Source organism: Desulfobaculum sp. SPO524, from assembly GCF_044987625.1.
In the GTDB taxonomy this organism is placed as follows: Bacteria; Desulfobacterota; Desulfovibrionia; order Desulfovibrionales; family Desulfovibrionaceae; genus Desulfobaculum.
In genome coordinates this window covers 557154-583289 of record NZ_JBJDSB010000002.1, presented here as the reverse complement: position 1 = coordinate 583289, position 26136 = coordinate 557154, and the positions used below count along the sequence as shown (strand labels likewise).

Below are 26136 nucleotides of genomic sequence, written 5' to 3'. Positions count from 1 at the left end.
AGACCTTTATGGCTATTGATAAAAACATGCGGGTTCTCGTGGTGGACGACTTCTCCACCATGCGCAGAATCGTCAAGAACATCCTTCGGCAGCTGGGCTTCAACAACATCGTCGAAGCAGACGACGGCTCCACCGCATGGGAAATTCTTAATAAAGACAAGATCGACTTTATCGTCTCGGACTGGAACATGCCCGAGATGCCCGGCATCGACCTGCTGCGTAAGGTTCGCGCCAGTGAAGAGTTCGCCGATATCCCCTTCCTCATGGTCACCGCAGAAGGCCTTCAGGAGAACATCATCGAGGCCGTGCAGGCCAAGGTGTCCAACTACATCGTGAAGCCCTTCACCGCCGAAACCATGAACCAGAAAATCGAAAAGATTTTTGAGGGATAAGCCGCTCCGCAACAGCGTTTTGGCTTGGTTTAACACAGAATGACCGACGAACTCGACGATCTCCTTAATGGAGAGGACGACTCGGCTAAAGCCGAACTCGATACCGATGAACTGACCGCATCCCTCCCCCAGGACTCGCAAAAGGTTGAACTCGACCTGGAAGACGCGCCCTTTCTGGAGGAGGATGAAGACGAGGACGAGGAGGAGCTTCCCGAAGAGGAAGCCCCTTCCGTCGTCGACGAGGAACCAGACGGCGACCAAGAGCCGTGGTTCAAGAACAAGCGCATCGTCATCCCGGCTGCGGCCGTCCTGCTCCTTCTCCTTGCTGGTCTTGCCATATGGCTCTACACCAAACCCGCCACCCAGCCCGTGGCCGAACCGGAGCCACCCGTAGAAGAGATTCAGCCCCAAGAGCAGCCCGTGGCCCCCATGGTGGAAGAGGAAGAAGTGCAGGAATTCATCGTCTCCCTCGCCCCCTTTATGGTGGAAATGCGGGGCAAGGACGGAGAAATCCACTTCCTGCGGTGCAAATTTGCAACCGTGACGGAAAACGAAAAGCTCTCCTTCGAGATTACGCAAAAGACCACCACCCTGCGCGATGCCGTGTTCTACTACCTGAAGAACAAAGACATGGCCTACCTTGCAGACATGGACAACGCGGATACCCTCAAGGCCGATATTCTCTCCGTCATCAACCAATATCTCAGCAACGGAAGGCTGGAGACCCTGCTTATCGAGGAATATCTGGTGAAGTAAAATGCCAACGAGCATTAACCTCCCTGTTTTGCTGGCGCAGCTACCACATCTGTCCAAGCTGACCAGCGTGGAGCAGGCCCGCCCGGAAGCGCAAACCGCCCTTTCCGAACAGCGCGCCCGCGAGGAGGCACTTCGCCGTCAACACTCGGTGGAAGAAGTCGAAAAGCAAGAGCGCTCGAAAGTCGTGGACGACGAGAGCAAAGACGGCTCTTCCAAGCAGGATCGACACATGCGCGACAGAAAGGACCACAGCGCAAAGGAAAAGGACGACCCCAAGAAGTCCCCGTCCAAAAGCCCGTGGTCCGGAAACATCGTGAATATGAAAATCTGACGTCTGCACACCGCGCCGGCATACGATGGCAGGCGCGCGTTGCGGCACCGGCGGCGCATTCCGGGCGCTCCTGCGGCGTCAGGCTTCTGCGCCTCATTGCCCGCGCGCCCCTCCCCACCCGCCATGGCAGACATTTAACCCATACGACTGGCCGCACAATGACATCTTCTTTTCTCCTTCTGCTTTTTCTGAGCCTTTCCGAAATCGTACTCCTCGGGCTGCTGCTCGTGTTCTTCATGCGTCTGCGCCGTTCGGAATCCGTGCTCAATTCCCTGCAACAGAATCAGGAATCGCTACTGGCAAAGCTCCACTTCAACGCCGAGCTGGAGCAGGAACTGGTTTCCTCCTTTGAAAAACGGCAAGCCGAGCTGTCCAAGCTGGACGACCTGCTGGAAAAGCGTTCCGACGAACTGCAAAAGCTCGTGAAACAGGCCGAACAGATTTCCCGTTCCCCGCAGTTCCTGCGCGAGGTTATCCTCTCCGGGCACCGCAAGGGCAAGTCCGCACAGGCCCTTGCCCTGTCCACAGGACTCAGCGTGGACGAAGTGGAACTGATTCTGGATCAGGCCGGACAATAGGACCCGCGCCATGCGCATTACCGGATATGGCTCCCGCGGCTTTGGCGGCGGCTCGCACGGCGACAAGGCCGCCCTGTTCCGTGGCCGCCACCGCGTTGGCGAACACCTGCGCGGCCGCCTTATCGAGTATGAGGCGTCCGGGCTTGCGCGTGTGGACTTTGAGGGGCTGGAGCTTCTGGCCCGCATCGAGTCCTCTCCCGCGCCCAGCCCCGGACAAGTCGTCCTCTTCCGGGTCATGCGTTTGACGCCGGAAATCGTCCTGCAGGAAATCGGCGTGGCGGATACGTCCGAAACCCCGGCAGGGCATGCTCTGCAAGCCTTTTGGGCCGCACGCGCCGCCTTTGAGCAGCACACCCATGACCTGCGCGCCGCCCTTGCCGCACAGGCCGCTTCCGCTCCTGTTACCGCCAAAATCTGGACGCAGCGCCTTGCCGAGCACCCCGACGCGCCACCGCTGTGGGACGCCGTGCAAAGCGCCCTGCGTCTGCTGAATGCCACCCTTGGAGCCAACGGTCCGTGGCAGGCGGACTACCGCCCGTGGCTCCTCCCGGCCGCGCTGTCCGGCGAAATCGTCTACGACCGCGCCATGGACACCCCGCGTGGCGGCGAAGCGGTCTTTTCCTTCTCCCTGCCGCAGCACGGGCAGTGCGAACTGCGTGTGTTTGCCTCGCCGCCGGACGCCACCTGCCGCGTCCTAATGGAACATCCCGCCGATGCGCCGGAGCTTGGCGAAGCCGCCAAAGCCCTTGTCCCGCAGGGACTGACGCCCACGGTGCTGCCCCCGGCCAGCCTGCCGCAGGCCAGCCGCAGCGGGGCGCTCACGCGGTTTGTGGACGCCACTCCCGGACGGCGGCTGCGCCTTCGCGTCTAGTGCGCCGTTCCGGCCTTGCTTTTCTCCCACCCACCGCGGCGCACCCGCCATCCCTTGAGTTCCCCGGGGGGCAATGGTACACCGCTGACGTTGCGACGCCGCCACACGGCGGGTCTTTTCATTCCTTCATCCAACAATCGGTATGAACACGAAAAAACATCCAATCATCGCCAAGGACACGCCGTGGCTCGCGCCGCTGGCCGGATACTCCGACCTGCCCTTTCGTCTGCTGTGCCGCGAGCATGGCTGCAAAATCGCCTGCACGGAAATGGTCAGCGCCAAGGGCCTTGTCTATGGCGGTCCGGGTACGGGCAACCTGCTGGACACCACCCCGGACGACCAGCCGCTGGTGGTTCAGCTCTTCGGCAACGAACCTGAATTCATTGAAAAAGCCATGGTTCCGCTCTTGGAACGCGGCTTTGAATATTTCGACCTGAACTCCGGCTGCCCGGTGAAGAAGGTCAACAAGACTGGCGCGGGCGCGGCCCTGCATAAGGACGTGGACCGCCTTGAAGCCCTTGTATCCACCATGAGCCGCCTTGCCCCTGGCAAGACCGGCGTCAAATTCCGCCGCGGCTGGGCTACTGGCGAGGACAACTATCTGGAGGTGGGCAAGCGCATGGAGCAAGCCGGGGCGTCATGGATGACCCTGCACCCCCGCTACGCGCGCCAAGGCTACTCCGGCACCGCCCACTGGGACGCCCTGCGCGAGCTGCAAGAGGCCGTCAGCGTTCCGGTCATTGCCAGCGGCGACCTGTTCTCCGCTGAGGACGCCGTCCGCTGTCTGGACGAGACGGGCGTTGCCGGGCTGATGTTTGCCCGCGGCGCGCTGTACAGCCCGTTCATCTTCACCCGCTTTGCCGCCATGATGCGCGGCGAGGACGCGCCCATGCCCACGGGCGATGACATCGCGGCCATGATTCGCCGCCATGCCGAACTGGCGCGGGAGTACTTCCCGGAGCGCAAGGCCCTCGTCAAGATGCGCACCATTGTGCCGCGCTACGTGCGCGACCTGCCGGGCGCACGCATTTTGCGCTCGCGCGTGGTGGGGTGCCAATCGTGGGAAGAGCTGGACGACATTGTTGTGGAATTTCTGGCCATGCATATGCCAAACGACGCCGAAGACGGCGCCACCGCCGCCCGCCCCGAAAGCCAAGGAGAATAGCGCATGGAAGTCGTACTCGCCGATACCGCGGGCTTCTGCATGGGCGTCAGCCTTGCCCTCAAGAAGCTGAACGCCGTTGTGGAAGCCGCCGAGGGCATCCGCCATATCCGCACCCTAGGCCCCATCATTCACAATCCGCAGGTGCTGGAGCACTACGCCGCCCACGGTGTGGAAGTGATTGAATGCGCCAAGGACGCCGAAGACGGCGATGTGGTGGTCATCCGCGCCCATGGCGTGCCGCAGGCGCTGGAGGACGACATGAAGAAGCGCGGCGTGGACATCCACGACGCCACCTGCCCCAAGGTCAAAAAAGCCCAACTCCTCATCGCGCGCGAGACGGAAAACGGCCGCACCCTGCTCTTGTACGGCGAAGCCGACCACCCGGAGGTCCGGGGGCTTCTGTCCTACGCCGGGCCGGACGCCGTGGTCTTTGAATCGCTGGAGGAACTCAAGGCCGCGCTCAGGCCCGGCACCGAGTACTTTCTTGCCGCCCAAACCACGCAGGACCGTAACCTCTTTGAAGAACTCAAAGAATATCTTGCCACCGCGCTTCCCGCCCCCATTCCTGTACTGGAGACCATCTGCGACGCCACGCGCATCCGCCAGCAGGAAGCTATCCGCATTGCGCGCGAGGTGGATCGCATGATTGTTGCAGGCGGACGCAATAGCGGCAATACACGCCGCCTTGTTCAGGTGGTGCGGGACCAAGGCGTCCAATGCGACCATGTGGAGACCGCCGACGAGCTGAGCGCCGATGCCTACCGGGGGATTTCCAGAATCGGCTTGACAGCCGGGGCGTCCACGCCTGATAAAATAATTGGTGAGATTGTCGACAAGCTGAAGTCTTTCTAAACCCAGCGGCTCATCCACAACAGGAGGACCGAAGGAGCACTTATGTCCCATACGAATATTCTGCTCGAATCGGGAACCAACGAGCTCGAAATCGTTGAATTCTACATTAACGAGCCGTCCGAGGAAGGCGAACACTATCAAGGCTACTACGGCGTCAACGTCGCCAAAGTCCTTGAAATCATCCGCATGCCGCAGGTGACGGAAATGCCGGAAGTGACACACCCCTCGGTGCTCGGGGCTTTCAATCAGCGATCGCACATCACACCACTTGTGGACCTGAGCATGTGGCTGGGCAAGGAGCGCACGGAAAACGAGCCGCCCAAGGTTATCGTGACCGAGTTCAACAGGGTCACCACGGCGTTCATGGTTTCCGGCGTTACGCGCATCCACCGCATCAGCTGGGAGGAAGTGGAACCGCCGAATGCCTACGTCTCCAACCTGTCCAACGACTCCATCACCGGCGTGGTGAAGATGGACGACCGCATCATCTTTATCCTCGACCTTGAAAAAATCGTCACGGAACTGAACCCGTCCCTCGGGCTGCGCCTTGACGAAACAATCCACTGGGAGACCGGCGACAACCTCAAAGCGCTTATCTCCGACGACTCCGCCCTCATCCGCGAAATGCTCAAGGACCTGCTGCAAAAAGCCGGCTTCACCGTCGAGGTCACCCACAACGGCAAAGAAGCGTGGGACCGCCTGCAGGAACTGAGCAAGCTCGCCCTTGAGAACAACAAGCCCATCTGGGACTACGTCAACGTCCTCGTCTCGGACATCGAGATGCCCAGCATGGACGGCCTCAGCCTGACCAAGAACGTCAAGGAGCACCCCGTGCTCAAGGACCTGCCCGTCATGCTCTTCTCCTCCCTCATCACGGACCGCCTGCGTCACAAGGGCGATTCCGTGGGCGCGGACGACCAGATTTCCAAGCCGGAGGTCTCGCAGCTTGCCCTGCGCGCCAAGGACCTCATTGACAAGTATATGGGAGCCGCGGAATAACTCTTCCAGCCACGCAACTTCTTCAAAACCGCACTCCTTCCCGTCCGCCGGGTTGGAGTGCGTCCTTCTACGCATGAAATTCGCCCTGCTGCAGCTAAACCTGACCGTTGGAGATCTGGAAGGGAACACCGAGAAAATCGCCACCGCCGTCCGCGCTGCCGCCAGCAAGGGCGCGCAGATGTGCATCGCGCCGGAGCTATCCGTTATGGGCTATCCCCCGCGCGACCTGCTCCTGCAAGGCGGCTTTGTCGAACGTGCCAACGAGGCGCTCACGCGCCTTGCCGCCACCCTTGCCGATGCCTGCCCCGTTCTGGTGGGCATTGCCACGCCCAACACCTCCGGAGCCGGAAAACCCTACCGCAACAGCGCCGCCCTGCTTTCCGGCGGCAAGGTCGCGGACGTTTTCCACAAAAGCCTGCTCCCGTCCTACGACGTCTTTGACGAAGACCGCTATTTCGAGCCTGCAGGCGGCCCCGGCATCCTACACATGGACGGCGTCCGCATCGCCGTCACCATCTGCGAGGATGTTTGGAACGACTCCACCTTTTGGGACACGCCGCGCTACTCCAGCGACCCCCTGAGCACACTGCCCGAGGGCAGTGTGGACCTCATCGTCAATCTTTCGGCCTCGCCCTTTGTCATCGGCAAACAGCGCATCCGGCAGGATATGCTGGCGTGGACGGCAAAGCGCTACGGCGTGCCCCTTGTCTACGCCAATCAGGTGGGCGGCAACGACGACCTCGTCTTTGCCGGACGCAGCATGGCCTTTGCCCCGGACGGCCGCCTGTTCGCGCGCGGCAAGGCCTTTGACGAAGACGTCCTGATGGTGGACACACAGACCTGCACCGGACGCATGGAGGACGACGACTTCACGCCCGAAAGCGAAGCGTGGCGCGCCCTTGTCCTTGGCGTGCGGGACTACGTGCGCAAGTGCGGCTTCTCGCGCGTGCTGCTTGGCCTGTCCGGCGGCATCGACTCGACCCTAGTGGCCGCTGTGGCCGCCGAAGCCATAGGCCCGGAAAATGTACTGGGCGTGCTGATGCCCTCGCCGTGGTCCAGTGACGGCAGCATTGCCGATGCCGAGGCCCTCGCAAAGAACCTTGGCATTGCCACGCGCACCATCCCCATCGCCCCGCTGATGCAGGGCTTTGACGACGCCCTTGCCAGCGCTTTTGACGGCTTTGAGCGCGACGTCACCGAGGAAAACATTCAGGCGCGCATCCGCGGCAACCTGCTCATGGCCATGTCCAACAAATTCCGGTCGCTGCTGCTCACCACGGGCAACAAGTCCGAGCTGGCCGTGGGCTACTGTACCATCTACGGCGACATGTCCGGCGGCCTCGCCGTCATCTCCGACGTGCCCAAGACGCTGGTCTTTGCCGTGTGCCGTTGGCTCAACATGACGCAGGGCCGCGAAATCATCCCGAACAGCGTCATCACCAAGCCCCCGTCCGCCGAGCTTCGCCCGGACCAGAAGGACGAGGACTCCCTACCGCCCTACGAGGTGCTGGATGCCATCCTTGAGCGCCTCGTGGTCCAACGCCAATCCCCCGAGGACATCGTGCAGGCAGGCTTTGAGCGCGGCACCATTGAGCGCGTGCGCCACCTGCTACGCATTGCCGAGTTCAAGCGCCGACAAGCCGCCCCGGGCATCAAGGTAACAGACCGCGCCTTTGGCACAGGCTGGCGCATGCCCCTTGCCGCCGTTATCAAGTAGTTTTTCATCAGCCAGTGAGCCAGTGAGCCAGTGAGCCAGTGAGCCAGTGAGCCAGTGAGCCAGTGAGCCAGTGAGCCAGTGAGCCAGTGAGCCAAAACAAAGCCCTTGCCGTCCGTGGATGGCAAGGGCTTTTCTATGATGTGCTCTGGACGCTGGGGCGGCGGGGCCGCATCAGCGCGCGGGGATGCGCCGGCAGCGCGTCCCGGCAGAGGAGGAAAACGATTAGCAGATGCGCGGCAGTTGCTCGCCCTCCAGCATATTCAGCAGGCGTTTGCCGCCAAGTGGCGTCTGCAGGACGACCTTGCCCGCGTGGTCCTCGCTGACGCGGCCCACAAGGCAGGCCTCGCGGCCCTCTTCGCTGGCGCGCAGGACCTCAAGCGCCTTCTCGGCCTTGGCCTCGGGCAGGATGCACAGGAACTTGCCCTCGTTGGCCAAATACAGCGGGTCCAGCCCAAGGATGTCACAGCCCGACTTCACGCCGGGATGCACGGGAATGCGCTCCTCCTCCAGCGTAATGCCCACGTTCGAGGCCTCGGCAATCTCGTTCAGCGTGGTGGCAAGGCCGCCGCGCGTCGGGTCGCGCAGGACGTGGATATCGCCCACCTCGGTGATAAGGGCCTCGGTCAGGTGGTTCAGGTTGGTGCTGTCGCTTTCCACATGCGTGGTCAGGGGCAGCCCCTCGCGCTGGGCAAGGATGGTCAGGCCATGGTCGCCCATGGTGCCGGAGACCAGCACCACGTCGCCGGGGCGCGCGCTTTCGCCGCTGGGGTGGTTCTCCGCCAGCATGGTGCCAACGCCCGTGGTATTGATGAAGATTTTGTCCGCCATGCCCTTGGGCACAACTTTGGTATCGCCCGTTACAATGGACACGCCGGCATTCTCCGCCGCACGCGCCATGGATTTGACGATGCGCTCCAGCACCTCAAAGTCCAGCCCCTCTTCAATAATGTAGGCGCAGGACAGATACAGCGGACGCGCGCCCAGCATGGCCACGTCGTTGACGGTGCCGTGCACGGCCAGCGAGCCAATGTCCCCGCCGGGAAAGAAGATGGGGTCCACGGTGAAGGTGTCGGTACTCATGGCAAGCGGTCCGGCGATGTCGAGAAATGCGGCGTCGTCGAGCTTGTTCAGCACCGGATTGGAAAAGTTCGCCTTAAAGAGATCACTGATGAGACGCTGGGAGGCCTTGCCTCCGCTTCCATAGTCCAGAAGAACCTTCGTATCGCTCATTGCTCTAGAGCTCCGTATGGTATTTGAAGTACGCGGCGCAGGAACCTTCCGTGGAGACCATGCACGGGCCCACGGGTTGTGCCGGAGTGCACGCCTTGCCGAAGAGCGGACACTTGTTGGGGGCAAGCTTGCCCTTCAAAACCTCGCCGCAGCGACAGCCGGGGATGGGCGGCTCTTCGTGCAGGGTCAGGCCCAGCACCTTTTTGGCGTCGAACCGCTCATACTGCGGGGCAAACTCCAGCCCGCTGGCCGGAATTCTCCCGAGGCCACGCCACAGGGCGTCCGAAGTATCAAAGACCTCGTTCATAATGGCAACGGCCTTGGGGTTGCCTTCCTCGGGCACGGCGCGGGTGTACATGTTGACCACCTCGGCGCGTCCGTCATTGCGCTGGCGCACCAGTTCCAGCAGCGCCTGCAGAATGTCCAGCGGGTCGAACCCGGTGACCACGGCGGGCAGCTTGAACTCGTCGGCAAGGAAGCCGTACGCGGCAGGGCCGATGATGGACGTAACGTGTCCGGGCATGATGAGGGCGTCCAAACGCAGTTCCGGGTCCGCCATAAGGGCCGCAAGCGCGGGCGGAACCAGCTTGTGGAAGGATACGACGTGGAAATTGGTCAATCCGGCCTGCTCCGCCATCTTCACGGTGGCGGCCACAGTGGGGGCCGTGGTCTCAAAGCCAATGCCAAGGAACACGACCTTGGTGTCCGGGTTGTCCTGCGCCAGCTTAATGGCGTCGAAGGGCGAATAGACGACCTGCACCCTTGCGCCCTCGGCTTGCGCGGCCTTGAGGTTGCGCCCACCGGGACCGGGAACGCGCATCAGGTCGCCAAAGGTCGCCACGATGACGTCGTCGCGCGCGGCAAGGTCCAAATACAGGGCGACCTCGCTCTCGTGCGTGACGCACACGGGGCAGCCGGGGCCGGAGAGATGAATTACTCGCTCTGGCAGAAGCGAATGCAGGCCGCTGCGGAAGATGGACACTGTATGCGTGCCGCACACCTCCATAAATCGCAGTTCACCGTCCAGCTCCGCATGAATCCTGTCCAGAAGGGAGCGGCAGAGCTTCGGATCACTGAACTTGTCGAGCACACTCACAGTCGTATCCTTTCGCCGGTTTCCGGTCGGGTTGCAGTTCCCCCAGAGGTCCCGGAAGCGCCGGAACATGGGAAATCCCCGCTCATTTCAACTTGTTGCGGGAGATTTCGGGCATACTACGAAAGCCCCCCAAAGCACAAGCGGACCCTTTATTTTTCCAGCTTCGGCTGATAGAACGACTACGCGTTCGGCATAAGCCGGACTCCACCCGTTTTTCCCCAAGGAATTCTGTTTTCATGCGCTCATCCACAAGCAAGGAAACTGCCAGCACAGCCAAGGCATCTTCGCGCACAGGCAGGGATTTCCTCCCCACCCCGGATGAATTGGACCTTGCCGTCCCCTTCACACCGGACGAGTTCTTTGTTCCAGACGACGACACCTGCACGGCCTATTGGGACCTGCGCAGCATGCCGGAGCACATCCGCAATCACTCGCGGCAGGTGGCCCGCGTTGCCACCGCCATAGCAGAGCGCGCAGCCCAGCGCGGCCTTATTGACGGCCAGCCCGCGGTGCGCCTTGTCCGCGCCTCCGCCCTGCTCCATGACATCGCCAAAATTTACTGCATCGAGCACGGCGGCCATCACAGCCAGCTGGGTGCGGCGTGGGCCATGGAGCACACCGGCAACCCGCTGCTGTCGCAGGGCGTTTTGCACCACGTGTGGTGGCCCTACACCGTGGACGTCGTCCGTTACTTTCTGCCCCTTGTCGTGCTCTACGCCGATAAGCGCGTGCGGCACGATGCCATCGTGCCCCTTGGCGTGCGTTTTGCCGACATCCTTGAACGATACGGCAAGAGCGAAATGGCCAGAAGCCGCATAGAACGCTCCATGCAGCAGACCATGGCCATTGAAAAAAGCCTAAACGAACACCTCGAGGTCAATCTCAATGCGTGTACTTTTGATAGCGGGAGGCTGGTCGACTGAGCGCGCCGTCTCCCTCAGCGGTGCCAAGGCCGTGCAGGAATCCCTGCTCCGCCTTGGTCATGACGTCACGTTCTTCGATCTTTCCGCGTCCTTCGACTCCCTCATCTCCACCGCCCGCGCCCACGATTTTGCGTTCATCAACCTGCATGGCGCTCCCGGCGAAGACGGCCTTGTTCAGGCCATTTTGGATACCATCGGCTGCCCCTACCAAGGCTCCGGCCCCGCGGCGTCCTTTCTGGCCCTGCATAAGGCAGCGGCCAAAGGCGTCTTCCGTGAGCATGGCATCCTGACGCCGGACTGGGAGCTGGTCACCGACAAGCCCGGCGCCGACTGGACGCCACGCATCGGCCTGCCGCTGTTCGCCAAGCCCAACCTTGGCGGCTCTAGCCTTGGCATGAGCATGGTCACCGACCACACCGACCTTGCCCCGGCTCTCGCCACCATTGCCGACCTTGGGCAGGAAGCGCTGCTGGAACCCCTCATGAAGGGCAAGGAAGTCACCTGCGCCATCCTTGGCGACGAGGCCCTGCCCCTGATTATGATTCAGCCCAACGAAAGCGCGGCGTTCTTTGACTACGAAAACAAATACAAGCCCGGCGTTGCGCAGGAAATCTGCCCCGCGCCCATCGACGAGAGCGTGGCGGAGCCTATCCGCAAGGCCACCCTCGCCGCGCATAAGGCCCTTGGCCTGTACGGCTACAGCCGCGGCGACTTCATCGTTACGGACGACGCCGCCTACCTGCTTGAAATGAACACCCTGCCGGGAATGACGGCCACCAGCCTTGTGCCGCAGGCCGCCGCCGAGGCCGGATACTCCTTCGACGACCTCATCGCCAGACTCATCGACCTCGGTCTGTCCCGCTAGCCTAGAGAGCCTATGACACTCACCATGAAAACCCGAGCCGCACTCGGCCTCTACAGTGCTGCCTGGCCCCTTGCCCTTCCGGCCCTTGCCCTGTCGAGACGCATGCGTCAGGGCTGGCAGGAACGCATACTCCTCTCCGGTCCCGAAGGCCCTGTGGACATCTGGATGCAGGCGGCATCTGCTGGCGAGGCATACCTTGCGCGTGAGATTCTGCTGGCCCTGCCGGACGACAAGCCCCTGCGCGTGCTGATTACCACCGGCACCAGTCAGGGCATGGACATCCTCCAGCAGGCCGCGGACGAAGCCGAAAAGAACAACCTGCTGGCAACGCGGCTGGCGTACTTTCCGCTGGACATGCCTATGCTCATGAACACGGCCATGCAGCGCTTCAGCCCCCGCGTCATCGTTTCGCTGGAAACCGAACTCTGGCCCGGCATGCTCGCCGCCGCAAAGCGGCACGACATCCCGGTGCTGGTGGTCAACGGCCGCATGAGCGCCAGCAGCCTTCCCGGCTACCTTGCCGTGCAGGACCTGCTGCGCGACATCGCCCCAGAGTGCATCCTTGCCATCAACGGCGCGGCGCGCCAGCGCTTCTCCCTTGTCTTTGGCGAGGACCGCGTCGGCGGCATGAACAACATCAAATTCGACCGCTGCCCCACCACGCCCCAGCAGGCGCACAAGGACACACCCGTAGCGCGCATCCTTGGCGGCAAAACCTCCACGGCGGTTTTCGGCTCCATCCGGCAGGAAGAGGAAGCCGAGGTGCTGGAGGCCATAACGCTGGTGCACGAGGCGCGGCCCAAGACAAATCTGGCTGTTTTTCCCCGGCACATGCATAGGCTCGACTTTTGGGCGAAAGCCCTGTATGAAGCCGGGTTGCCCGTTGTCCTGCGCTCGCAACTTTCCGAAGCACCGCCTCCGGGGACGCCCATCCTGTGGGACACCTTCGGTGAGCTGGGCGCGGCCTACGGGTTTGCGCGCGCCGTCTTTGTGGGCGGCAGCCTGCGCCCGCTGGGAGGTCAGAACTTCCTTGAGCCGCTCACCCACGGGGTTTCGCCCGTCATCGGCCCGCACTGGAAGAACTTTGACTGGATCGGCCGCGACATTGTGGACAGTGGCCTCGTCACCGAGGTCCCGGACGCCCGCACCCTTGCGGCCACACTTATCAAGAACCTGAACCGTCCCAAACCGCAGGACTCCGTGCAGCGCCGCGCCGCAGAATACATCGGCGCGCGGCAGGGCGGCACGCGGTCGGCGGTGGACTGCATCACCAGGTATCTGTAATGCCACAGCTTCCTCCCTGTTACGGCATCATCCCCGCGCGGTACGCCTCGTCCCGCTTCGAGGGCAAGCCTTTGGCGGACATTCTGGGCCGCCCCATGTTCTGGCACGTGTACCAACGCGCCATTCAATGCCCCCTTTTCGGCAAAGTCGTCCTCGCCACGGACGATTCCCGCATCTATACCGAAGCCTGCAAGTTCAACGTGCCCGTGGTTATGACGGGCACGGAGCATACCAGCGGCACAGACCGCGTGCTGGAGGCGGCAGAGGCCCTCTCCGTCCCGGACGACGCCGTGGTGGTGAACATTCAAGGCGACGAACCTCTGCTTGAGCCAGCCATGCTGACCGAGCTGATGGAGCCTTTTGCGGACCCGAACATCCGCGTGGCCACCCTTGCCACCAAGATTACCGCCGAGGAAGCCGCCAGCCCGGACCAAGTCAAGGTCGTATGGACCAGAAGTGGCTCTGCGCTGTATTTTTCCCGTGCCCCCATCCCTCACCTGCGCGACGGCGGCGAGGGGAACTACTGGGGTCACATTGGCCTGTACGCCTTCCGCATGCGCACCCTGCGCCGCTTTGTGGCCCTTGGTCAAAGCGAGCTGGAACGGCAGGAAAAGCTGGAACAACTACGCCTGCTTGAGAATGATATCCCCATCTACGTCGTGCCCACGCAATTTCGCACGCACGGCGTGGACCGTCCCGAGGACATCGAAAAAGTCATCAACGCGTTATCGGAGAACAACTGATGAAAGCCATTTTAGCCCTGGAAGACGGCACCTGGTTTGAGGGCCGCTCCTTCACCGGCGCCGGGAATGCTGGCGGCGAGGCCATCTTCAACACTGGAATGACCGGCTATCAGGAAGTCCTCACGGACCCCTCCTACGCCGGACAGATGGTCTGCATGACGTATCCCCTTGTTGGGAACTACGGCGTCAATCTGGAAGACGTCGAATCCTCGCGCGTCTGGGTCGAGGCCTTCATCGTTAAGGAATGCTGCAAGGTCCCCAGCAACTGGCGCTCCAAGATGTCCCTGCCGGACTACCTGAAGGAGCACGGCGTCATGGGCATTGAGGGCATCGACACCCGCGCCCTGACCCGCCACATCCGCCTGCACGGCGCGCAGCGCGCCATCATCAGCACGGACGACGTCACCCCCGAGGAGCTGGTGGAACGCGCCAAGGGCCTGCCCTCCATGGACGGCCAAAACCTTGCCGAGCGCGTCGCGCCCAAGGAGCCGTACACATGGGTGGACGGCGCCCCGCGCACCGTCTCCATCGCCGCCGACGGCACCTACGACTGGCCCGGAAACGGCCCCAAGGTTGTGGTGTACGACTTTGGCGTGAAGTGGAACATCCTGCGCCTTCTGGCCGCACAGGGGCTGGACCTGCTTGTTGTGCCCCCGCACTTTACAGCCCAGCAGGTGGACGCCGTGAAGCCCCACGCCGTGTTCCTGTCCAACGGTCCCGGCGACCCGGCCACCCTCGGCGACGTTATCGGCACCGTCACCACGCTGGCAAACAACTACCCCCTTGCGGGCATCTGCCTTGGGCACCAGATTCTTGGTCAGGCCCTCGGCGGCACGACCTACAAGCTGAAATTCGGCCACCACGGCGTGAACCACCCGGTAAAGGACCTCACCACCGGCCGCATTGAGATTTCCTCCCAGAACCACGGCTTCTGTGTGGATATGGAAGGGGTTGAGGACATTGAGGTGACGCACATCAACCTCAACGACAACACTCTGGAGGGCTTCCGCCACACCACGAAGCCCATTCTGGCCATCCAGCACCACCCGGAAGCCGGGCCCGGTCCGCACGACAGCCAGTACTTCTTCCCCCGTTTCCGCGAACTCGTTCGCACCCACGCCGGAGTGTAACAACGTAAGCCCCAGCGTTCACACGCGATTTGCCCGCGGCGCGGAAAAAAGGCCCGTCATCAAGCACTTTTGACGGAACTGCCAATACTGGCAGCACCTTCTCCCTCCGCCGCCACAAAATCGCGTGTGAACGCTGAAACTCGCTTTGCATCCGGCCCATTTTTCCCCTACATCTGAAAGACATCCGACACTCAGACAAGGAAACGGCATGTCCACCGAGCTCATCAAAGCACGATCGCAACTTTCCGGCATTCAACGCTATCTTAAGCAGAAGAAGCTCCTTCCGGCCATTGTCAGCCTGCACGACGCCATCGGCATTATCCTGCGCACGCCGCTCATGGCGCACGAGAAGAAAGAATTCGGCACCAGCGTGGAACAAGCGCTGTACACCCTCAACAACGACGCCGAATTCAAAAAAGTCTGCCCCATGGTTTTGGAATACAACGCGGGGCAGGAAAAGCAGCTCATGGGCACCCTGCGCGAACTGCTCGAAGACCTTCAGGGCAGCGCCGTGGACGAGGCCAAGCAGCTGCTGGCCGCCATTGAGGAGCAAAAGGTCAAGGGCCTTGCCCGTGGTAAGGAACTGCTGGGACGCAAAAAGTTCAAGGACGCCAAGTTCGTCTTTGACAAGCTGGTTCTGCAATTTTCCGACGATACGGACCTGAAGACGCAGATTGCCGAACTGCTCCTCAAGGCCGAGCGCCACGAGGACGCGTTGGAATACCTGACGCAGGCGCTGAAGGAATTTCCGGAGTCCGCCCATCTGTACAACCGCGTGGGTATGGTTCTGCGCAAGATGAACCGCTTTGACATGGCCGAGAAGTACTACGTCAAGGCGCTGAAACTCGCCAAAGACGATCCGGGGCTGTATTTCAACATCGGCCGCCTGTACATCGACTGGGAGAAGTGGGACAAGGTCGCGCGCGTTGCCGCCATGGCAGTGAAGCTGTCGCCCGACTTTTCCGAGGCCAAAAAAATGCACACCTTCGCCAAAAAGAAGATGCGCAAGGAAGCCGCCAAGCAGGACAAATAGCCAGCACGCAACCACACCCGACCATAGGGGCGCCGTCGTGACGACCGCGCCCTTTTTTACGCCCTGCGGCCTGCGTCCGCCGTGAGCCGTGAGCCGTGAGCCGTGAGCCGTGAGCCGTGAGCCGCCTGCGCTCATCATTCAGTCAACGAATATTTCGCCCGGCCTTCGCAAACGAAGGCAACGGGTCGCACCATGGCGCGACCCGCCTTCTTCGCCCCGTCACACCCGGCACGAAACCTTACCCGGCAAAGTCTGCGCCAAAATTCCGACACTTTTCCCCAGCCTTTTTCCCAGTCCCCGGATTTGCTCGCGGCTTTGACATTGGCCCCACCATTGCATACAAATATTCAGTAGGTGAATGTTTAACGCCCAACGCGGAGTGACCATGCTGCACCTTTCAGGACAATTTGTCCGTCCAAGCACGGAGTACCGCACCCTCGCCATCCTTGAGGCGCTTGCGGAAACGCCGCACCTCAGCCAGTCCGGGCTTGGGGAGCGCACCGGTATGTCCGGTGCCATGGTCAACAGCTACCTCAAGGACCTGCGCGGCAAAAACTGCGTTGAGGCCCGCCCCGTCAACGCCCGCAAGTATGAATACCTCCTGACCGACGCGGGCGAGCGCCTGCGCCGCGACCTCTTCTCCGCCTACTGCGCGGAGGTGGTCCGCAGCTACACCGCCGTCAAATCCCTCGTCCGGCGCAAACTCCAAGTGCTGGAGGAGCGCGGCCAAAAACGGCTGGTGCTCTTTGGCGCGTCAGAAACCTGCGAGATTGCCCTCTCCGCCCTGCGGCACATGGACTGCACCGTCCTCGCCCTGCTGGACAATGACCCGGACAAACACAGCCAGCAGCTAGCCGGGCATACCATATTTCCGCCCCATGTCCTTGAAACGCTCACCTGCGACGCCATCGTCATTACATCCTTTGGACAGGCGGACGACATCTTTCAACATATTCAGCCCCTCGCTGAATCCAGAAACATCCCCGTGGTGAAACTATGACCCCGCATCCCCCCATACAGCTTGCCTCCGGGCGACGCATCGGCCCCGGCCAGCCCTGCTTTCTCATCGCCGAGGTCGGCAACAACCATCAAGGCAGCATGGACATCGCCCGCCAGATGGTGCACGAGGCCGCCCGCGCCGGCGCGGACGCCGTCAAGTTCCAAAAGCGCGACAACGCCGCACTGTTCACGCAGGCCGGGCTGTGCGCGCCCTACACCGGGGCCAACAGCTTTGGTCCCACCTACGGCGAACACCGCGAAGCGCTGGAACTCACCCTGCCCCAACTGGCCGAGCTTAAGGCCGAGGCCGAAGCGCTGGGCATGGTCTTTTTCGCCTCTGCGTGGGACATGCCAAGCCTAGAGGGTCTCATCGGCATGGATGTGGAGCTGTTCAAGGTCGCCTCGGCGGACCTGACCACCATCCCCATGCTGCGCCGCCTCAGCGCGGTGGGTCGCCCGGTCATCCTCTCCACGGGAATGAGCGATCTTGCGGACATTGACGCCGCGGTGCGCGCCCTTACGGCTGGCACCGCCCCGGTGGCGCTGCTGCACTGCAACAGCAGCTACCCCTGCGCCCCCGAGGACACAGGCGTGCCCGTCATGGCGCAACTGCGCTCACGCTACGGCCTGCCCGTAGGCTATTCCGGGCACGAGTCCGGCCTTGCGCCCACCCTTGCCGCCGTGGCCCTCGGGGCCTGCATTGTGGAGCGGCACTTTACGCTGGATAAAACCATGCGCGGCACGGACCACAAGGCCTCCCTCGACCCGGCGGAGTTCGCCCAGCTTTCGGCCATGGTCCGCGACACGCAGGCCGCCCTGCGCACCACCACCAAGCGTGTATTCCCGGCGGAGCAACAGTGCGCGGCCAAACTGCGCAAAAGCATCGTCGCCGCACGCCCCCTGCGCGCCGGGCAGCGCATCACCGAGGCCGACATCGCCGCCAAGTGCCCAGGAACGGGCCTCTCCCCCATCCACTGGGACGCCGTACTCGGACAAAGCCTTCTGCGCGATATTCCGGCGGACGCCCAACTGTGCTGGGAGGATATGGAAACCGCGCAGCACGCCGTGGGCCGATAGGACAACGCCATGCGCATACTGATGATTGCCATCAACGACCCGGCGGGCACCGCCATCGGCTTTGCCAATGCCCTGAACCAGCACACGGAGCACTTTTGCCGCGTGGTCACGCTGGAAACGCGCTACAGCCACGCGTGGGACGCGGACCTGCATGTGCCAAGCCTCGACGCCGCCGGGCTGGACGCCCTGCGCGACGAACTGGAACACGCAGACGTCTTTCACTTTCATATGACGGCGGACGAGCACCTGCGCCTTGGGCCTTTTGTCCCCGCCGACTACATGCGCGGCAAGGCCATCGTGCACCATCACCATGGACACCCAGCCTTTCGCGGCAATCCCCAGCACTTCCGGGACAAGTACGCCGCCCTTGGCCGCTCCAACCTCCTTGTCAGCACGCCGGACCTTCTGCGCCTGCTTCCGGAAGCCACATGGCAGCCCAACCTCGTGCCGCAGGACGACCCGCTCTACATGCCCCTTGACCAGCGCGAGGCCGCGCCCGTCCGCCTTGCCCATTCCCCAACGCGCAAGGACCTCAAAAATACGGACGACCTGCTCCACGTGCTGACCAGCCTGAACGGCTCCCGCCCGCATCTGGAGCTAATGGACGACATCCCGCACAAGGAATGCCTGCGCCGCAAGCGCCAGTGCCACATGCAGTTTGACCACATGCAAGGCTATTACGGCATGAGCAGCCTTGAGGGGCTGAGTCAGGGCGTGCCCACGGTGGCGGGGCTGGATGACTGGTGCACAGGACATATGCAGGACTTTGCCGAAACGCAGGACCTGCCGTGGATTGTGGCCCATGGGCGGGACGAACTCGCCCGCGCCATCACGGACCTTGCCTGCGACTGCGACCGCCGCGACGCCGTAGGCCGCGCCAGCCGCGCGTTTATGGAAGACCATTGGAGCGACCGCAAAGTCGTCGCCCGCCTCAGCAGCGTGTACGCCACCCTTTCGTGAGGAACCGCCATGCCCATCAACAGCGCCCTTGCTCCCCGGCACCTGCACATCATCATCCCCTGCCGCAACTGCGGCCAGTGGCTTGCCCAGTGCCTTGCCTCCCTCGTCTCGCAGGAGCGGGACGACTGGTCCGCCACCGTCGCCGACGATGCGTCCACGGACGACACCGTCAACGCCGCGCGGGACTACCTGAGCGACCCACGCATCACCTTTCTGCGCCAGCGCACCCGTCTTGGCCTGATGGGCAACACCCTCAGCGCCATTGACGCCGCCGCGCCCGGCCCGCGCGATGTTGTCGCCATTCTCGATGGGGACGACATGCTCCTGCCCGGCGCCCTTGCGCGGGTGATGCAAACGCACGCCCTAGGCTATGATGTAGTCTGGACGGACATGGATATTCAGGGGACTGAAGGCTCCACGGGCGCGCCGCTGATACCGGGCATTCCGGTACGGCAACAGCTATGGTGCCTGTCCCAGCTACGGACCTTCAAGGGATATCTTCTCGATGGGTTGGACCGGTCGGTCCTGTGTGACGACAGCGGCCTGCCCGTGCGCGCGGCGGGAGACTTGGCGCTGTACTTTGCCCTTATCGAACGGGCGGGGGTGGAAAAGACGGCCTTCATTCCGGAAAAGCTCTACTGGTACCGCCAGCATGCCGCCAACAACTGTACGGCCCTGCGCGAAGAGCAGCTTGCCAACAACGCCCGCCTGCGGGCCTTGCCGCCCCTGCCGCGCCAGACGCAGCACTTTGACGTGCACATCACCGCGCTGGGGCTGGAAAAGCTGCGTCTGCGGGCGTTTGGGCAAAGCCTGCGCGCCGACTATCCCCTGCCCTACTCCATCTGCGTCCACCACGACATCGGGCGGGAATCAGGGGATAGCTGGGCGGCCTATCATGACAAATGGATCGCCGAGGGCGTCTACCTTACGGCGCGTCCGAACCCACAGACGCCCGAACCCCTTCACGGACAAGACGGAGTGTCCGCCCCGACGGGTCACGGCGCATAAGCATCTTAAAAAACGATTCCTCGCGCTGGTGCTTCACGGCGCTTTCATGGGCAAGGCGCAGTTCCTCCACGCCCGATTCATAGCGCATCACCTCAAAATTCACCCGCGCAAGGTCCACGCCCAGCCGCCAGTTGTCCGGCTCGCGCAGGGACAGCGCCGAGGCAAAGCCAAGGTGGTGCTCGCCCGCGCCTTCCAGCGCGCCACACAAGCTTACCAACTGCTTCATCACCCGCGTATCCTCCGGCGCGCAGGCCGAGGCGGCAAGACAGCACTCCACAGCGGCCTCAGGTAAACTCTGCCCCGGCACAAAGCGCAATCCCGGCCGAAACAACAGCCCACGCTTGCGGCACTCCCGCGCCCACGCCATGTATACATCGCACGGCGTCTCCGCCTTCAGGAACGACGCGCCACCGTCAGTGACCTGCCGATACCAAAAACCCTTGGCAAGCCCAAGTTCCCCAAGAGCCAACGCGCACATGCTCCCGGCAAAGTTCACCACAAAGCTTTGGTGATAGTCGCCGGAGTCCATGAGCCACGCGCACAGTTCGCGCAGGTCCTCGCGCTTTTCCAGAGACCATTCAAGGCGCAGGGTCCGCGCCACCATCTGCTCATCCTCGAAGCCCTTAGCCAGTTGCAAAATGCGCTCGCCGTTGCCGCGCAGGTATTCAGCCTCCCACAGCATGGACAGTGTGGACGCCATATGCCACGCGGCGTCCTCTCCAGTCACGCCGTTTTGCCCGCACTGAGCCGCATACTCCATAATCCGCTGCGCGCGGTGCTCTACAAGGTGCTCGCGCTGCACGCGCTCCCACGCGGCGTGGGCCATGGCCTCCGCCACTTCGGGGTGACGCTTCACGTAGCGCACGTGCTCCTCAAGCTCCAGCACATCGCCATACTCCAGCACTTCCTTACCCGGCTCAAACAGCCCGGCAATGTCGGTGCCCCCGCGCTGGTTCAGCACAAGGCTGCCCACGCTCGCCCCCTCAAACAGCCGGAAGTTCACCTCCGCGAGGATGGACTCGTTGGGAATGACGCAGACTCTAGCGTATGTATCATGCAGTTCGGCGTAGGGAATATTTTCGTAGAAGGCCATGCCGTGGTGCGTGGTCATATAGTCCACCAGCCTGCGCCGCACGGGGCGGTAGCCGGACAGGCGGCCAATGAAGCCAAAGGTGTGGCGGCGCTCCTGCCACGGGCGGTAGGGGCGGCGCACGCCGAACCACGGCAGCCAGTACACACGCGGCAAGCCGCAGGCCTCCAGGCGCTGCACCCAGTGCTGCTGGGTGGTCAGCACCGCATCAAACAGCCGCCCATAATCCGCATGCCACCACGCGTTCAGGTGCGTGTCCACAGACCAAAAGAGCTTGGTGCACGCTATTTCGTCCAGTCCATTCAAGACAGGGCGGGCACCAAGGACCTCCACCTCCACAAACAATTCCGGCTGAAAATCATGCTCCGCAAGCAGGGCGGCAATGTTCTGGATTCCCGGCTGCACGCGCAGGCCAAGCACATCATGCCCCATGGCGGAAAACGCGTCCGCCAGATAGGTATTGTTTACTATACAAATTCGCATTGTTGCCTTGAGTCTCTTAGGTGGAAGATGTTGTCCATTTACACCGAATACGCGCGCGGCGCGGTGGCCTGCGTCAACCGGGTGTACAGGTCGCGGTAGGCCTGCACCTGCCCGGTCAGTGAAAAACGCTCCAGCACCGTGGTCCGGCACCGGACGCCAAGGGCCGGGTCCCGCTCCTTCATAGCGTTGGCCCACACTATGCCGGAGGCAAGGTCGCGCGCATCATAAGGCCGGGCGAGCCAGCCTGTAGCGCGGTGGTCAACCATGTCCGGCATACCGCCCACATCAAAAGCCCCGACAGGCGTTCCGCAGGCGAGGGCCTCCAGCACCACGCTCGGCAAGTTGTCCTCCAGCGAGGGGATGAGCACCATGTCCGCCATGGAATACAGCGCGGCGAGGGTTCGCTCGTCATGCACGTAGCCAAACTCCATCACCGGGAAGGGAAGACGCGGCGCAGCGCCGCCCCACTGCCCAAACACACCAAGCACGGCGTTTGGCACGCGGCCAAGGCTTTGGAGTTCCTCAAGGGCGCGCACCAACTGCCGAAAGCCCTTCCGGTGGTTCGCCACACTGGCCGCGCCAAACAGCACAACAAAGGCGTCCTGCGGCACGCCAAGACCTTCACGGATTGCTGGCGTGGGCCATGGCCGAAAGACCTCAGTATCCAACCCGTTGGGGATGACCCGTACACGCCGCCCGGAAAACAGCGGACTGCGCGAGGCCAACCCGCCAAGCCAACGGCTGGGGGTGACCACCTCGGGCCGCAGCGCGCCGTAGGCCGCATGCCGCGTCCGCCACGCCGCGTGCGATATGTCATCACGCCGCGTGGAACCAAGGGCGGGGCACATGCCGCACCCCTCAGCCCAGCGCTCACACCCGGCAGAATAATGACAGCCGCCGGTGAAGGGATTCATATCGTGCAGGGTCCACACCACGGGACGCGCTAAGAGTGCCCCCAGTGGGCGGGAAAAATCAATCATTCCCGCCACCCAATGCAGATGCACCACATCGGCCTCATGGATGCCGGGAATATCGTCCACATCCAGCGTGGACGCCGTGTCCGTGAATATTTCCAGATTGCCGGGACGCTCCGGGTAGTCCGCCAGCAGGGCCTGCCAGCGCCTGCCCGCATCCACCCACGCCTGCGAAATGTGCGTCACCACTCCATCCGCACCGGTGACGGCGTGCACGGGCTCGCCTTCGCGAGTCGCCACTGAAATGGCGGCATCATCGCCCTGACGGTTCAGCACGCACATGCGGCTGTCCACGCCCTGCGCCACAAGGCCGGCGTGCAGACGATACGCCGCTGTTCCGGCCCCGCCATAGTGCTGCATGCACAGATGCAGGACGCGCATCAGGCCTCCTCCGCCGCCGTCACGCGGGCGCGGTCGAACCAGACGCCGTCGTTGTCGATGGGCCGCAGCGAAAAACGAATGCCGCGCTCGGCCTGAAATTCCTCCATGGCCTTGCGGCACCCCCGCCAAAAGCCATAGTCGTCGGCCTGAACAAGGGCCTGTGGATGCAGGGCGTCGTAGAGGTTCTGCAAGATGTCGCGCGTGGATTCGTACCAGTCGCCGTCCATGTGCAGGAAGGCGACTTCGCCCACCTCAGCCCGCGCGGCCGGGAGTGTTTCACCAAACAGGCCCTTTACCGGGCGCACGATGTCCGCCACGCCAAGCTCCGAGCAGATGGCAAGCAGGCTCTCCTCCGGCGCGGCGCAGGTGCCCGTGCCCCAGCCCGTCTCCTCGGCATGGACATCGCCGTGCACGTCCTCCGCCGTGGGCTCGGGCATGCCTTCAAAGGTGTCGAAGGAATACACATGGCGCTCGCGCGTGCTGTAGCGGCGCACCACAGCGGCCAACAGCGCGCTGGAGCCGCCAGCGGCCACGCCGCACTCCACAAAATTGCCGGGAACGTCCGTGGTGCACACCCGCCGCGCAAGGCGAAACAGCGAATGCAGCCGCGCCTCCGGAACCATGGTGTACGGCTTAATCTGCGCGAGGAGTTCCGCGAATTCCTCGCCGTACCGCCCGGCCACAGTGCCAAAGCCAAGCTCCTTGAGCTTCTCCAGCATCTCACGCGCGGGGGCGCTGTCCGGGGTGTACCGCAGTTCCTCCTTCAGGGCCTCCACGGCGGATGGCGGGTCCTGCAAGCCGATGAAGGCTTGCGCCCGCAACAGGTCCATCCCCGCCACGGGAACGCGAAGCGTCTTGGCAAGGCTGGTCAGGCGCAGAGCGTCGCCGTACTGGCCGCTCTGGAGGAGCTGCTCCGTCATGGCGGCAAGGTCCACAAGAAAGGGGCGGACGCTGCTTTCCACAATGGACGCGCCCTGCGGGCTGTTTCGGTCCACCCCGGCAAGGATGCGCCGGACGGTCTCGAAGGACTGTTCTATTCGCTGCAACATGATGCTTATCCTGTAGGTTTGGTGGCGCACTCCTCAGCGCACGCCGCTTCGGCAGGCTGCTGCGTCTGCCGCGCCAACCGCTCGCGCACAATGGTGTCGAACAGCTTGGCCTTTTGCGCCATAGAGTGCTCACTGCGGCACCGCTCGCGCCCGCGCTGGGCGATTTCCTCGCGCTCTTCGGGGTGGGCAAGGTAGTAGCCCAGCTTCTCGACCATTTCCTTGTCATCGCGGAAGGTTTCAATCTCGCGCCCAATGTCAAAGTACTTGGACAGATTGTCGTAATGCTCCGTGAGCAGGAATGCCCCGCTCCCTGTGGCTTCAAAGATGCGCATGTTCGCGCTCTCGCGTCCGGCAAGGTCCTTCATGGCTCCGCCGCTTGGGGTGCCAATTCTGCCGCGCCCGTCAAAGGCGATGCGTCCGCGCGCAAGGGCCTCGTGCATGGCACGGCCATACAGGGCCGGACGGGCGTAGGTGGCGACCTCCGGCGTCAGGGTGTGCACCTCGCCGCTCAGGTGCATATCGCAGGAATAGCCCTTGGCCGACGCCGCACGGGCTACGGTCTGGAGCATGGCGTTGCGGCGCTCGTGCTGGCCGCGCGTCCACTGCCCGCAAAATACAATGTCCGAACGCTGCTCGTCCGGCACGGCTTGCGGCATCAAAAATTCCGGAACACCCGGCGAAAAGTCCACACCCTCGCGCGCGCCGATGCGTTCGGCCTCCTGCCGCAGGGCGGCAAGGCTGGACAGCATCACGTCAAAGCCGCGCCAGTCCGTCCCCTGCGGGATGTCCGCCGCGCGCCAGCCAAGGGTCAACCGCGGCGTAAAGGACAGCATGTGCAGAAAAGAACCGTCAAAGGTAATCGGCTCGGTCAGATACACAACATCCGGGTGCAACTCCTCAAGCTGCATCATGGCGATATGGCGCACCCAGTCGCCCTTGGGCAGAGGGTAGCCCCGCTCACTCAGCCACGCGGCCTGCGTATTGGGATTGTTGGCGATGATGAGGTGGCTGTCGTAGTCGTAGTCCTTCAGATGCGGGGCCAGCATGTGGATGCCGCTGAAGCCGTCGTCCACCAAAGCGCGGACCTGTGCCTCGTAGCTGGCCTGCGCCAGCTTGGGATACCGGCCATAAAACCACTCCAGATACGCCGGGTAGAAGGTATGCACCTGCACAAGGCGCAGCTTTTCGCGCCCTCCGCCCTCCTGCCGGACGCCCGGCGCGGCGGTATCCGACAGCAGGACACACCCCGGCAGGCGCGAGGGATTCTGCGTCGGCACTCCCTGCTCCACCGCACGGCGCAGCGGGGCAACGGACTCCTTCACCGCCACAAAAATATCGTTGGCGCTTCGCACCTCCACCTTGAAGGAATCCTCCCACATGAACATGGTGTTCACCTGCGGCGCGCGCAGGTAGATGAGGGCGGCAAAGGCCTTTTCGCGCGGGGATTCGGGGTGGGCGGTCATGTCCATGAGCACGTCGGACATAAGGCCCTTTTTGTCGTCCTTCGTGTACTCGGAGAAAACGAGGGTGCCATGGATGTGCTCCACCGCCCATAAATGGTGTGACACGCGCGCCATGTTGAGGAAGCAGTCCTTGGCGCGGGCCGGGGTTTCGATGTAGCCGCGCCGGGCGACGCGCATCAATTCGCGGCAGGCCTTTTCCGGGTCCGTGGAGTGCTCCAACACATGCGAGCAGTAGGCAAAGTCAAAGCTGTTGTCCTCAAAGGGCGTATCCTCCACCGGGCACTCAAACACAGGCAAACCGTCGCGGCGCTTAAAGGCCTTGCCCGCGCGCCCCACTTCGCCGTCGGAGAGGCTGATGTCCGCCAGATGCGTGGCTTTGGGGAAGGGAATATGCCCACTGCCGATGTCCAAAACACTGTCGCCATCCCAGATGGGAAAATCGAAATGCCGCGACTGATAGAGGGCGTAGCGGCTTCGGTCCGTCAGGGATTCATAGTGGTCGTAGCAGGCCGCCAAAATTTCGACATGCATCTCCGGCCACTCGTCCAGCGTCTGCTCAAACACGTCAAAGGCTTCGCGGAATTTTCCCCGCAAAAACAAGCCGTTGGCAATGAGCACGCCTTCCGACGGGTCTTCCATCGTCACTGTGTGGGGGAGGCGTTTGTAGGGCATTTCAAACATGGTTTC

25 protein-coding genes are annotated in these 26136 nt (G+C 62.8%); 19 read left to right on the top strand and 6 right to left on the bottom strand.

From position 1 onward, the window contains the following. Positions 1-8: 8 nt before the first annotated feature. The 9 genes from ACI3L3_RS08240 to ACI3L3_RS08200 all read left to right on the top strand — a co-directional run bounded on the left by ACI3L3_RS08240 (position 9) and on the right by ACI3L3_RS08200 (position 7661). Positions 9-392 carry a chemotaxis response regulator CheY gene (locus ACI3L3_RS08240; protein WP_404844632.1) on the top strand — a complete coding sequence of 128 codons (384 nt, stop codon included), beginning with the start codon at positions 9-11 and terminating at the stop codon, positions 390-392. A gap of 39 nt (positions 393-431) precedes the next feature. After that, positions 432-1148 carry a flagellar basal body-associated FliL family protein gene (locus ACI3L3_RS08235; RefSeq protein ID WP_404844631.1) on the top strand — a complete coding sequence of 239 codons (717 nt, stop codon included), beginning with the start codon at positions 432-434 and terminating at the stop codon, positions 1146-1148. A 1-nt stretch (position 1149) separates the two neighbouring features. Then, positions 1150-1479, top strand: coding sequence for a hypothetical protein (locus ACI3L3_RS08230; RefSeq protein ID WP_404844630.1), 330 nt, complete (start codon positions 1150-1152; stop codon positions 1477-1479). 158 nt (positions 1480-1637) lie between these two features. After that, on the top strand, positions 1638-2057 hold the full coding sequence (locus ACI3L3_RS08225) for a hypothetical protein (protein WP_404844629.1): 420 nt from the start codon (positions 1638-1640) through the stop codon (positions 2055-2057). Positions 2058-2067: 10 nt separating this feature from the next. Next, the gene (locus ACI3L3_RS08220; RefSeq protein WP_404844628.1) at positions 2068-2928 is read left to right on the top strand and encodes a hypothetical protein; all 861 of its coding nucleotides are present in this window, start codon (positions 2068-2070) and stop codon (positions 2926-2928) included. A 142-nt stretch (positions 2929-3070) separates the two neighbouring features. Further along, the gene (locus ACI3L3_RS08215) at positions 3071-4093 is read left to right on the top strand and encodes a tRNA dihydrouridine synthase (RefSeq protein ID WP_404844627.1); all 1023 of its coding nucleotides are present in this window, start codon (positions 3071-3073) and stop codon (positions 4091-4093) included. A gap of 3 nt (positions 4094-4096) precedes the next feature. Continuing rightward, a complete protein-coding gene (ispH, locus tag ACI3L3_RS08210) occupies positions 4097-4945 on the top strand; it encodes a 4-hydroxy-3-methylbut-2-enyl diphosphate reductase (RefSeq protein WP_404844626.1) in 849 nt (282 codons plus the stop codon). Between the two features lie 42 nt (positions 4946-4987). Then, positions 4988-5944, top strand: a complete 957-nt coding sequence (locus ACI3L3_RS08205; RefSeq protein WP_404844625.1) for a chemotaxis protein — start codon at positions 4988-4990, stop codon at positions 5942-5944. A 73-nt stretch (positions 5945-6017) separates the two neighbouring features. Further along, the gene (locus ACI3L3_RS08200) at positions 6018-7661 is read left to right on the top strand and encodes an NAD+ synthase (protein WP_404844624.1); all 1644 of its coding nucleotides are present in this window, start codon (positions 6018-6020) and stop codon (positions 7659-7661) included. A gap of 222 nt (positions 7662-7883) precedes the next feature. Here the strand turns inward: ACI3L3_RS08200 and hypE are convergent, their stop codons facing one another. Together hypE and hypD are read right to left on the bottom strand one after the other, a co-directional pair. Continuing rightward, positions 7884-8891, bottom strand: a complete 1008-nt coding sequence (hypE, locus tag ACI3L3_RS08195) for a hydrogenase expression/formation protein HypE (RefSeq protein WP_404844623.1) — start codon at positions 8889-8891, stop codon at positions 7884-7886. A 4-nt stretch (positions 8892-8895) separates the two neighbouring features. After that, positions 8896-9987, bottom strand: coding sequence for a hydrogenase formation protein HypD (gene hypD, locus ACI3L3_RS08190; protein WP_404844622.1), 1092 nt, complete (start codon positions 9985-9987; stop codon positions 8896-8898). 236 nt (positions 9988-10223) lie between these two features. Here hypD and ACI3L3_RS08185 point away from each other — a divergent pair, with 236 nt between their 5' ends. The 10 genes from ACI3L3_RS08185 to ACI3L3_RS08140 all read left to right on the top strand — a co-directional run bounded on the left by ACI3L3_RS08185 (position 10224) and on the right by ACI3L3_RS08140 (position 20009). Continuing rightward, the gene (locus ACI3L3_RS08185; RefSeq protein WP_404844621.1) at positions 10224-10910 is read left to right on the top strand and encodes an HD domain-containing protein; all 687 of its coding nucleotides are present in this window, start codon (positions 10224-10226) and stop codon (positions 10908-10910) included. Beyond that, positions 10873-11775, top strand: a complete 903-nt coding sequence (locus tag ACI3L3_RS08180) for a D-alanine--D-alanine ligase (protein WP_404844620.1) — start codon at positions 10873-10875, stop codon at positions 11773-11775. The genes ACI3L3_RS08185 and ACI3L3_RS08180 overlap by 38 nt, the downstream gene beginning before the upstream one ends. Before the next feature lie 12 nt (positions 11776-11787). Then, positions 11788-13059 (top strand): 3-deoxy-D-manno-octulosonic acid transferase, encoded by a 1272-nt coding sequence (locus ACI3L3_RS08175; RefSeq protein WP_404844619.1) that lies wholly within the window; start codon positions 11788-11790, stop codon positions 13057-13059. Next, a complete protein-coding gene (kdsB, locus tag ACI3L3_RS08170) occupies positions 13059-13802 on the top strand; it encodes a 3-deoxy-manno-octulosonate cytidylyltransferase (protein ID WP_404844618.1) in 744 nt (247 codons plus the stop codon). The genes ACI3L3_RS08175 and kdsB overlap by 1 nt, the downstream gene beginning before the upstream one ends. Beyond that, on the top strand, positions 13802-14932 hold the full coding sequence (gene carA / locus ACI3L3_RS08165) for a glutamine-hydrolyzing carbamoyl-phosphate synthase small subunit (protein WP_404844617.1): 1131 nt from the start codon (positions 13802-13804) through the stop codon (positions 14930-14932). The genes kdsB and carA overlap by 1 nt, the downstream gene beginning before the upstream one ends. Before the next feature lie 208 nt (positions 14933-15140). Further along, the gene (locus ACI3L3_RS08160) at positions 15141-15965 is read left to right on the top strand and encodes a tetratricopeptide repeat protein (RefSeq protein WP_404844616.1); all 825 of its coding nucleotides are present in this window, start codon (positions 15141-15143) and stop codon (positions 15963-15965) included. 385 nt (positions 15966-16350) lie between these two features. Beyond that, positions 16351-16965, top strand: a complete 615-nt coding sequence (locus ACI3L3_RS08155) for a winged helix-turn-helix transcriptional regulator (RefSeq protein WP_404844615.1) — start codon at positions 16351-16353, stop codon at positions 16963-16965. After that, positions 16962-18041 (top strand): N-acetylneuraminate synthase family protein, encoded by a 1080-nt coding sequence (locus ACI3L3_RS08150; protein ID WP_404844614.1) that lies wholly within the window; start codon positions 16962-16964, stop codon positions 18039-18041. Before ACI3L3_RS08155 ends, ACI3L3_RS08150 begins: the two co-directional genes overlap by 4 nt. A gap of 9 nt (positions 18042-18050) precedes the next feature. Next, entirely contained in the window at positions 18051-19001 is a 951-nt protein-coding gene (locus tag ACI3L3_RS08145) for a glycosyltransferase (protein WP_404844613.1), read from the top strand. A gap of 9 nt (positions 19002-19010) precedes the next feature. Then, positions 19011-20009 (top strand): glycosyltransferase family 2 protein, encoded by a 999-nt coding sequence (locus ACI3L3_RS08140; protein ID WP_404844612.1) that lies wholly within the window; start codon positions 19011-19013, stop codon positions 20007-20009. Here the strand turns inward: ACI3L3_RS08140 and ACI3L3_RS08135 are convergent. Genes ACI3L3_RS08135 through ACI3L3_RS08120 form a run of 4 tightly spaced genes read right to left on the bottom strand, consistent with a single transcriptional unit; the run spans position 19927 to position 26130 of the window. After that, the gene (locus tag ACI3L3_RS08135) at positions 19927-21582 is read right to left on the bottom strand and encodes a glycosyltransferase (RefSeq protein ID WP_404844611.1); all 1656 of its coding nucleotides are present in this window, start codon (positions 21580-21582) and stop codon (positions 19927-19929) included. The two genes, ACI3L3_RS08140 and ACI3L3_RS08135, sit on opposite strands and share 83 nt — an antisense overlap. A 38-nt stretch (positions 21583-21620) precedes the next feature. Continuing rightward, the gene (locus tag ACI3L3_RS08130) at positions 21621-22937 is read right to left on the bottom strand and encodes a glycosyltransferase family 4 protein (protein ID WP_404844610.1); all 1317 of its coding nucleotides are present in this window, start codon (positions 22935-22937) and stop codon (positions 21621-21623) included. Beyond that, positions 22937-23986: a TylF/MycF/NovP-related O-methyltransferase gene (locus ACI3L3_RS08125; protein ID WP_404844609.1), complete on the bottom strand. Its 1050-nt coding sequence runs from the start codon at positions 23984-23986 to the stop codon at positions 22937-22939. Before ACI3L3_RS08125 ends, ACI3L3_RS08130 begins: the two co-directional genes overlap by 1 nt. Before the next feature lie 5 nt (positions 23987-23991). Next, entirely contained in the window at positions 23992-26130 is a 2139-nt protein-coding gene (locus ACI3L3_RS08120) for a glycosyltransferase (protein WP_404844608.1), read from the bottom strand. Positions 26131-26136 lie beyond the last annotated feature (6 nt).